The sequence below is a fragment of the Micromonospora sp. AMSO12t genome, from assembly GCF_008806585.1.
In the GTDB taxonomy this organism is placed as follows: domain Bacteria; phylum Actinomycetota; class Actinomycetes; order Mycobacteriales; family Micromonosporaceae; genus Micromonospora; species Micromonospora reichwaldensis.
This window is the reverse complement of the sequence record NZ_WAAS01000291.1, coordinates 1-7,598: the sequence shown is the minus strand read 5'-3', so window position 1 is coordinate 7,598 and position 7,598 is coordinate 1. Positions and strand designations below refer to the sequence as shown.

Annotated in this window: 6 protein-coding genes, 1 tRNA gene and 1 pseudogene; 4 read left to right on the top strand and 4 right to left on the bottom strand. The window is 72.7% G+C overall.

Going from position 1 to position 7,598, the window contains the following annotated elements:
- Window positions 1–1,256: MFS transporter (locus F6X68_RS28145; RefSeq protein WP_370518999.1), on the top strand; the 1,256-nt coding region annotated here is incomplete at its 5' end.
- Window positions 1,257–1,382: 126 nt separating this feature from the next.
- A pseudogene (locus tag F6X68_RS34455) lies at window positions 1,383–1,832 on the top strand (SRPBCC family protein); the annotation flags it as partial.
- A 355-nt stretch (window positions 1,833–2,187) separates the two neighbouring features.
- Here the strand turns inward: F6X68_RS34455 and F6X68_RS28135 are convergent.
- The 3 genes from F6X68_RS28135 to F6X68_RS28125 form a co-directional block, all read right to left on the bottom strand.
- Window positions 2,188–2,592, bottom strand: coding sequence for a VOC family protein (locus F6X68_RS28135; protein ID WP_151457088.1), 405 nt, complete (start codon window positions 2,590–2,592; stop codon window positions 2,188–2,190).
- 93 nt (window positions 2,593–2,685) lie between these two features.
- Entirely contained in the window at window positions 2,686–3,222 is a 537-nt protein-coding gene (locus tag F6X68_RS28130) for a DUF4240 domain-containing protein (RefSeq protein ID WP_151457087.1), read from the bottom strand.
- A gap of 122 nt (window positions 3,223–3,344) precedes the next feature.
- The gene (locus F6X68_RS28125; protein ID WP_151457086.1) at window positions 3,345–3,722 is read right to left on the bottom strand and encodes a hypothetical protein; all 378 of its coding nucleotides are present in this window, start codon (window positions 3,720–3,722) and stop codon (window positions 3,345–3,347) included.
- Between the two features lie 399 nt (window positions 3,723–4,121).
- On the opposite strand from F6X68_RS28125, the gene F6X68_RS28120 reads away from it, so the two are divergent.
- Window positions 4,122–5,447 (top strand): multicopper oxidase family protein, encoded by a 1,326-nt coding sequence (locus F6X68_RS28120; RefSeq protein ID WP_225852467.1) that lies wholly within the window; start codon window positions 4,122–4,124, stop codon window positions 5,445–5,447.
- 188 nt (window positions 5,448–5,635) lie between these two features.
- On the opposite strand, the gene F6X68_RS28115 is transcribed toward F6X68_RS28120, so the two are convergent.
- A tRNA-Thr gene (locus F6X68_RS28115) sits at window positions 5,636–5,709 on the bottom strand.
- Window positions 5,710–5,857: 148 nt separating this feature from the next.
- Between F6X68_RS28115 and F6X68_RS28110 the strand changes: the two genes are divergently transcribed.
- The gene (locus F6X68_RS28110; RefSeq protein WP_151457090.1) at window positions 5,858–7,591 is read left to right on the top strand and encodes a metallophosphoesterase; all 1,734 of its coding nucleotides are present in this window, start codon (window positions 5,858–5,860) and stop codon (window positions 7,589–7,591) included.
- Window positions 7,592–7,598: the final 7 nt, after the last annotated feature.

Here is a 7,598-nt window from a genome sequence, read left to right as displayed (position 1 = left end):
CACCCGACGGTCCCGCCCGGCGCGGCCCGCTGCCCCGGTTGCTGCGCGAGCGCGTGTTCCGTCGGTACTGGTCGGCGCAGACCGTCTCGTACTTCGGCGACGAGATCTCCACTCTGGCCCTGCCGCTGCTGGCCGTGCTGGTCTTCGAGGCGACCCCCGCCGAGATGGGCTACCTGACCGCCGCCGCGCTCGCCCCGAACCTGCTCTTCTCGCTGCTCGCCGGCGCCTGGGTCGACCGGTACCCGCACAAGCGCCGGCTCATGATCCTGACGGACCTCGGGCGGGCGCTGCTGCTCACCGCCGTGCCGGTGGCGTACATGCTGGACCTGCTGACGATGCCGCAGCTCTACCTGGCGGCCTTCGCCGTCGGCACGCTCGCCGTGATCTTCGAGGTCGCCCGGGGGCCGCTCTTCGTCTCCGTGGTCGGGCGCGCCGACTACGTCGAGGCGAACACCCTCATCAACGGCAGCCGGGCGATGTCCCTGGTGGCCGGGCCGAGCATCGGCGGCGTCCTCGTGCAGGTGCTCACCGCGCCGATCGCCCTGGTCGCCGACGCGCTGTCGTACGTCTTGTCCGCGTACTTCCTGGTGCGCATCCGGCCGACGGAGCCGGCACCCGCGCGCGGCGGTGGGCTGGCCCTCGGCGCCGGGCTGGGCTTCATCGCGCGGACGCCGATGATGCGCGCGACCGTGCTCGGCACCACCACGATCAACCTGTTCAACTTCATGTTCATCGCGCTCTTCGTGCTCTACGCCACGCAGGAGCTGGGCCTCGCGCCCGGCCTGCTGGGCGCCGTGCTGGGCGCGGGGGCGGTGGGCGGCCTGATCGGGGCGGCGCTCACCGGCCGGCTGGTCCGCCGCTTCGGCGTCGGCCCGACCCTGCTGGCCGGGTTCGTCCTCTTCCCCGCCCCCCTGGTGCTCATCCCCCTCGCCGGCGGGCCGACACCGCTGATGGTCGGGATGCTCTTCGCCGCCGAGTTCCTCTCCGCCGCCGGGGTGATGCTGCTCGACATCACGGTCGGCTCGGTGCAGACCGCGCTGACCCCGGAGGCGCTGCTGGCGCGGATCGCCGGGGCCCGGCGCACCATCAACTACGGCATCCGGCCGATCGGCGCGCTGCTCGGCGGCGCGCTCGGCACCGCCCTCGGCGTACGGCCGGCGTTGTGGATCGCGACGGCGGGCGCGCTCGCCGGGGTGCTGTGGGTCACCTTCTCCCCGGTACGCCGCCTGCGCGGGCTCCCCGAACAGGCCGACTGACCGGCCTCGACGGGCGATCGGCGGCCCTCCGATGTGGTGTGTCGGCAGGTCCGGCGGTTGAGTGCCCTCGGTCGGGGTAGGAGTTTCGTCGACGATGACGGCTCAACCTGACGAGGAGGATTGCCCGTGACCACGAAGGTCGAGAAGTCCATCGAAGTACAGGTTCCGGTCAGCACCGCGTACAACCAGTGGACGCAGTTCGAGGAGTTCCCCCGCTTCATGGGGGGCGTCCGTGAGGTGCGCCAGCTCGACGACAGGCGCATGCACTGGGTCGCCGAGATCGGTGGCGTCCAGCGCGAGTGGGACGCCAGGGTGCTGGAGCAGGTGCCCGACCGGAAGGTGGCCTGGGCGGCCACCGAGGGTGTGACCAACGCCGGCGCGGTCTACTTCCAGCCCGTCGACGCCGACCGCACCATGGTCAGCCTGCACCTCGAGTACGAGCCCGAGGGCCTGCTCGAGAAGGCCGGCGACAAGCTCAACATCATCGAGCGGCAGGCGGAATCCGACCTGCGGAAGTTCAAGACGTACATCGAGGAGCGCGGCGTCGAGAGCGGCGCCTGGCGCGGCTCGGTCGACAGCGGCCTCGGTGTCGGCACCCCGGGCGTCGAGCATGCCGCCGCCACCCGCGGCGACAGCGGCAGCGCCGGCGTGTCCGGCAAGGCCGTGGCGGCGGGTGCCGCCGTGGCCGGGGCCGCCGCAGCCGCCGGAGCCGCCGCGGCCGCGAAGCGCCGCTCCGACGCCGACGACCGGCCGGCCACCACGACGACCGACACGGAGTACGTGGTGACCGAGGTCGAGGTCGTTCCGGAGCCCGGCACCGCCGGCTACCCGCACCGCACCCTCTGACCTCCCCGCACGCCTGCCCCTGTCGGCGGACGGCCCGGTTCCCCGCGAACCGGGCCGTCCGCTCGTCTCGGTCCGGTCGGTGGCGTCAGCGCCCGTCGGCCTGCACCGTCCAGAGGTGACCGTCCGGGTCGGCGAAGGTGCCCGTGTAGCCCCACGGCTGGGCAGCCGGCTCGACGACGACCTGCGCGCCGGCGGCCCGGGCCCGCCCGACGAGTTCGTCGACCTCGGCCGGCGTCGCGGCCGGGAGGCTGACGAGGCACTCGCTCTGCCCGCGCGGGGCCACCTCGTGGTCGCCGATGACCCAGCCGAAACCGCCGGTGGGCACCAGCATGACGCGGAGGCCGTCGTTGACGGCGTACTGCAGGGGCTCGGGGATGCCGTCCTCGGCCAACTCGCCGATGGCCTCCAGGCCGAGCCCTTCCGAGTAGAAGCGGTACGAGGTGGGGCGGTCGGCGATCGGCAGGGCGACGACGACGGGTGCGTACTGCATGAGGCTGCCTCCGGAGGGTTGACGACTGCGTACGGTCAGTGTGCGGGCCGTCGCGCGGAACTCCTGGTTGCCCCCGCCGTGGCGGGCGTGGTGTCAGGCGCTCCAGCCGGCCGGGTTGGTGCAGGACTCGCGGGAGATGCCCGAGCCGGTCTCCGGCCAGGCGCCGAAGCGCTCCCTGTGCAGCCTGGCGAAGAAGTAGCACATGGCCTCGTACGCGGTGTCGGGCAGAGCGACGGTCGGATCGGCGTGCACCGCCTCGTAGAAATCCCGCCCGAGCGCGACGATGTGGCCCCGGGAGTAGAGGAAACCGTCGTCGGAGCCGTCGGTCACCTCGTGCACGTCGGCCCGGTCGATGTCGTGCAGTTTGCGCTCGAGCACCCGGTCCAGGTCGGTCAGCTCCCGGCTGGACAGTCCCTCGGCGAGCTGGCGCAGGTTGTCGAGGAACCGGTCGAGCCACGCGTCGATGGCGTAGAGGCCCTCGTCGCCGGCTGCCGGGTCCCGCGTCGGCAGCGCGCGCCGGAGCGCGGCGGGCTCGTCGCCGAGCCGTTCCCAGGCCGCCTCGATGAGGGCCCAGAACCGGGCCTCCTCCTCGACGCTCGGCACCCGCACGCCATCCACCAGATCAGTCACGCCGGGAGGGTAGCGACGAGGACCGACAAAAGTCGTGGGTCGCCGACGTACGCCATGCCTCCCGGCCGTGGTCGCCGCCGGCAGGGCCGCGGCACCGCGCGGTCGGGTCGGGCCCGCCGGGGTCAGCGACCGTCGGCGCGGGCGTGCCGGCCGCCCGCGGCGGGCGCCGCCGGGACCGCGCCCTGCTCCGGGTGCCGGGCGGCCCGCTCGGAGACCAACTGGCCGAACAGCCCGCTGGGTCGGCCGCAGTCTCCGCACAGGAAGTTGTCGTCGGGTCGCCCGCCGCCGCAGTGGTCGCAGCGACCCCGGTCGCGCGGGTCGTGGTACGCCCGCAACGCCTCCACCAGGGCGCGGGCGACCGGGGCGCTCAGCGCCAGCCGCGACTCCACGCCCCGCAGGCCGACGACCAGCTCGCCCTGCGGCGCGGCGGCCGGATCGAGGGCGTCGACGCGGGCCACGAAGTCGCGGAGGGCGGCCAGGACGTCATCGGGTGCGGGCATGCGTCGACCGTACGACACGCCTCGCCACCTCGGCGGCCCGTCGTCGCCCGCGAGATCCACCGGCATCTCCCCGCACCCGTCACGCCCACCCGCCCTGCCATCCATAGGGGCATTCGACCCGCAGAGCGTCTCCAGGTGCGCGGCCGATAGGGGTCACCTCTCTGTGTGATTGCCGGCATCATCGTGCCTGCGACGACCGTCCGGTCCGCCAGCCGCCGGCGCCTGCGGGAACTCTCGCGAACATCCTGGGAAGGGACCAACTTGTCCACTCGTCGTCAACTGCTGCGCCTCGGTGCGGCGTCGGGCATCATCGGGGCGACCAGCGGCCTGGCCAGCCTCGCCGGAAGGTTGGGCGCAGCCCCCGCAGCGGCAGGGGTAGCCTCCCCGACGCCCCCGCCCGTGACCCCGTTCACCGTCCCGTTGACCGTGCCGCAGACCCTGCGCCCGGTGCTGCGGACCGCCACCACCGACTACTACTCGGTCACGATGCACCGCAGGCGCCTGGAGATCGTGCCGGGCACCCGCACCGAGGTGTACACCTACAACGGCGACCTGCCCGGCCCGACGATCCGCGCTACGTCGGGTCGGCGGGTGGTGGTACGCCAGCGCAACCGGCTGGACATGCCCACGGCGGTGCACCTGCACGGCGGCGCCACCGCCCCCGGCGACGACGGCTCGGGCGACGCCACGATTCCGCCCGGCGGCGAGCGGGTCTACAACTATCCGAACCGGCAGCCGCACGCCACGCTCTGGATGCACGACCACACCCACCACATGGAGGCCGAGCACCTCTACCGGGGCCTGTCCAGCCTCTACCTGCTCACCGACCGCACCGAGGCGGCGCTCCCGTTGCCCCGCGGCCGGTTCGACGTCCCGCTGGTGCTACGCGACGCGCACCTGGACGCCAACGCTCAGCTGGTCTGGACCATGGACGACGCCGACAACCGGACCACCCTGCTGGTCAACGGGCGGCCGTGGCCGCGCTTTGAGGTACAGGCCCGCCGCTACCGTTTCCGTTTGGTCAACTCAAGCAATCTGCGGTTCTTCCTGCTGCGGCTCGCCGACGGCGGGGACATCACGGTGATCGGTTCCGACGGAGGCCTGCTGGAGGCACCGGTCACCATGCAGCACCTGCTGTTCTCGCCCGGCGAACGGCTCGACGTGGTGATCGACTTCGCCCGCTACCAGCCTGGCACCTCGGTGGTGCTGCAGAACCTGATGGGGCCGGGCCCGGCCGAGCAGGTAGGCCAGGTGATGCGCTTCGACGTCGTACGGGCGAAGGGGCGGGACCGCACCTCGGTACCGCAGCGGCTGCGCACCCTGCCTCCACTGCCCACGCCGACCGTGCGCCGCAACATCGAGCTGCGGATGGACGAGCCGGGCTCCGGTGGGCACCAGGCGTACATCGACGGCAAGGTCTTCGATCCGGCGCGGATCGACACCACCATCGCCTGGGGCAGCACCGAGGAGTGGACGGTGACCAACGCCAACGCCTTCATGCCGCACAACTTCCACATGCACCTGGTGCAGTTCCGGGTGCTCGGCCGCAACGGCGCACCGGCCGATCCCACCGAGTCCGGCCTGAAGGACACTGTGATCGTCTGGCCCGGGCAGAGCGTACGGCTCCAGGCCACCTTCGACACCTGGCGCGGGGTCTACCCGTACCACTGCCACATGGTCGACCACAGCGCGATGGGCATGATGGCCAATCTCAAGATCGTCTGATCCGACCCGCTGGGAGAGTCACACGGGCCAGGACCCGGCCCCGGGCCTTCGGTGTCCGGGGCCGGGTCGTTGCGCGGGCAGCTTGGCGTGGCACGGGGGTGCGGGCCATGTGCGGACGGGATCTCGACGGGCGTGACCGACCTGGAGAAACGAAGAAGCCCAGGTCGTTGACCTGGGCTTCTTCACCGAGCCGCCTGACGGAATCGAACCGTCGACCTACGCATTACGAGTGCGTCGCTCTAGCCGACTGAGCTAAGGCGGCAACGATCAGCAAGTGTACGGCACGACCCGCCGGCGGGCCGAGCGGGTTCCCCATCCGGACATCCGACCCCGAACCGTCGTCCGCCGGACAGCGACCGCCGTCGGCCGGGACTACGCTGCGGCGGGTGAACGACGATCGCGCCCCCGACGTGGATCCGCAGGATGGCGCGGCGGAGAGTGCCCACACGAGCGAGTCGGCGGGCGGGCGGGCGGCGCGCCGGCCACGCGGCACCGATCCCCGGGAGCTGGGCTTCACCCCGCGCAAGCCCGTGCCGTGGCTCGCGCCGTTCCTGCTGATCAGCACCGGCATCCGTACGCTGCTGGCGATGCTCTTCGGGGCGTACCTGGACAAGCGCGAGCTGCAGAACTCCCTCGACGCGGGCATCGCGCGGCAGGTCGGGCCGGACGGCGGGCTCTGGCTGGACTACGTGGCCGACCTGGGCGACGGATTCAACGCCACCTACTCGGTGGCGTACCTGATCGCCCAGCCCGAGCTGGAGGTGGACGGGCACCGGCTGCCCCGCGCGCAGACCCTGGTCATGGGCGGTGACCAGGTCTACCCGTCGGCGGCCTTCGAGGCGTACGAGGACCGGTGCAAGGGGCCCTACCAGGCCGCGCTGCCGGTCACCCCGCCCGAGCGGCCCACGCTCTTCGCGGTGCCCGGCAACCACGACTGGTACGACGGCCTGACCGCCTTCCTGCGGCTCTTCGTCCGGTCCCGCGACCGGCACTTCGGCGGCTGGGAGACCGGGCAGTCCCGCTCGTACTTCGCGGTGGAGCTGCCCGCCGGCTGGTGGCTGCTCGGCCTCGACGACCAGTCCGGCTCGTATCTCGACGACCCGCAGCTCACCTACTTCGACCGGGTCGCCGAGCGGCTGGGCCCGCAGAGCCGGGTGATCCTGGCCGTGCCGGCGCCGACGTGGGTCAAGGCCGCCGACCACCCCACGGCGTACGACTCGATCGACTACTTCATCCGTACGATCGTCGCGCCCACCGGGGCCCAGGTGCGGCTGCTGATCTCCGGCGACCTGCACCACTACGCCCGGTACGCCGGCCCGGACCGCCAGCTGATCACCTGCGGGGGCGGCGGCGCGTACCTCTACCCGACGCACCAGCTCCCAAAGCGCATCGAGGTGCCGCCGCGCGACACCCTCGCCCGGCGGGCCAGCGCCTCCCACCCGTACGAGCTGGCCGGCCGCTACCCGGAGCAGGCCCGCTCCCGGCGGTACGCGTGGGGGATCTTCCCCCGCCTGCCGCTGCGCAACCCGGGCTTCACCACCCTGCTGGGCACCCTGCACACGCTGCTGATGCTGGCGATGGCCGGCGTCGCGACCAACCCGAGCGGGACGGACCAGCGGCTGTTCAGCGTGCCGCTGATGGCGATGCTGATCGTCACGATGCTCGCGGCGGCGTTCTTCGCCAAGCCGCCCAGCTCCGGCGGCAAGCGGCACGCCCGGCACTGGATCCTCGGCGTGGGCCACGGCCTGGCCCAGATCGGGCTGGCCGCCGCCGGCACCTGGGCGTGGCTGGCCCTGCCCTTCTACGACTGGCCGTGGCCGCTGCCGGCCGTCGCCGCGGCGGTGCTCTACGGCCCGGTGAGCGGGCTGGTGGCGAGCCAGTTGGTGGCCGCGTACCTGCTGGTGGCGGGCGCGTTCGGGGTGAACCTCAACGAGCTCTTCGCCGGGCAGGGCATCGAGGACGCCAAGGCGTTCCTGCGGCTGCGCATCGATCCCGACGGGACCCTGACGATCTACCCGATCGCCGTCGACCGGGTGTCCCGCGACTGGCAGGTCAACCCCGACCAGTCCCCGGAGTCCTCCTGGCTGGCTCCGAAGCGGCCGCTGCGACCCCGCCTGGCCGAACCCCCCACGACCCTCACCTGACCCTGCC

Bases quoted from the DNA above. Each gene is read 5' to 3' on its own strand.
- F6X68_RS28135 (WP_151457088.1), bottom strand. From the start codon at position 2,592: ATGCAGTACGCACCCGTCGTCGTCGCCCTGCCGATCGCCGACCGCCCC.
- F6X68_RS28125 (WP_151457086.1), bottom strand. From the start codon at position 3,722: ATGCCCGCACCCGATGACGTCCTGGCCGCCCTCCGCGACTTCGTGGCC.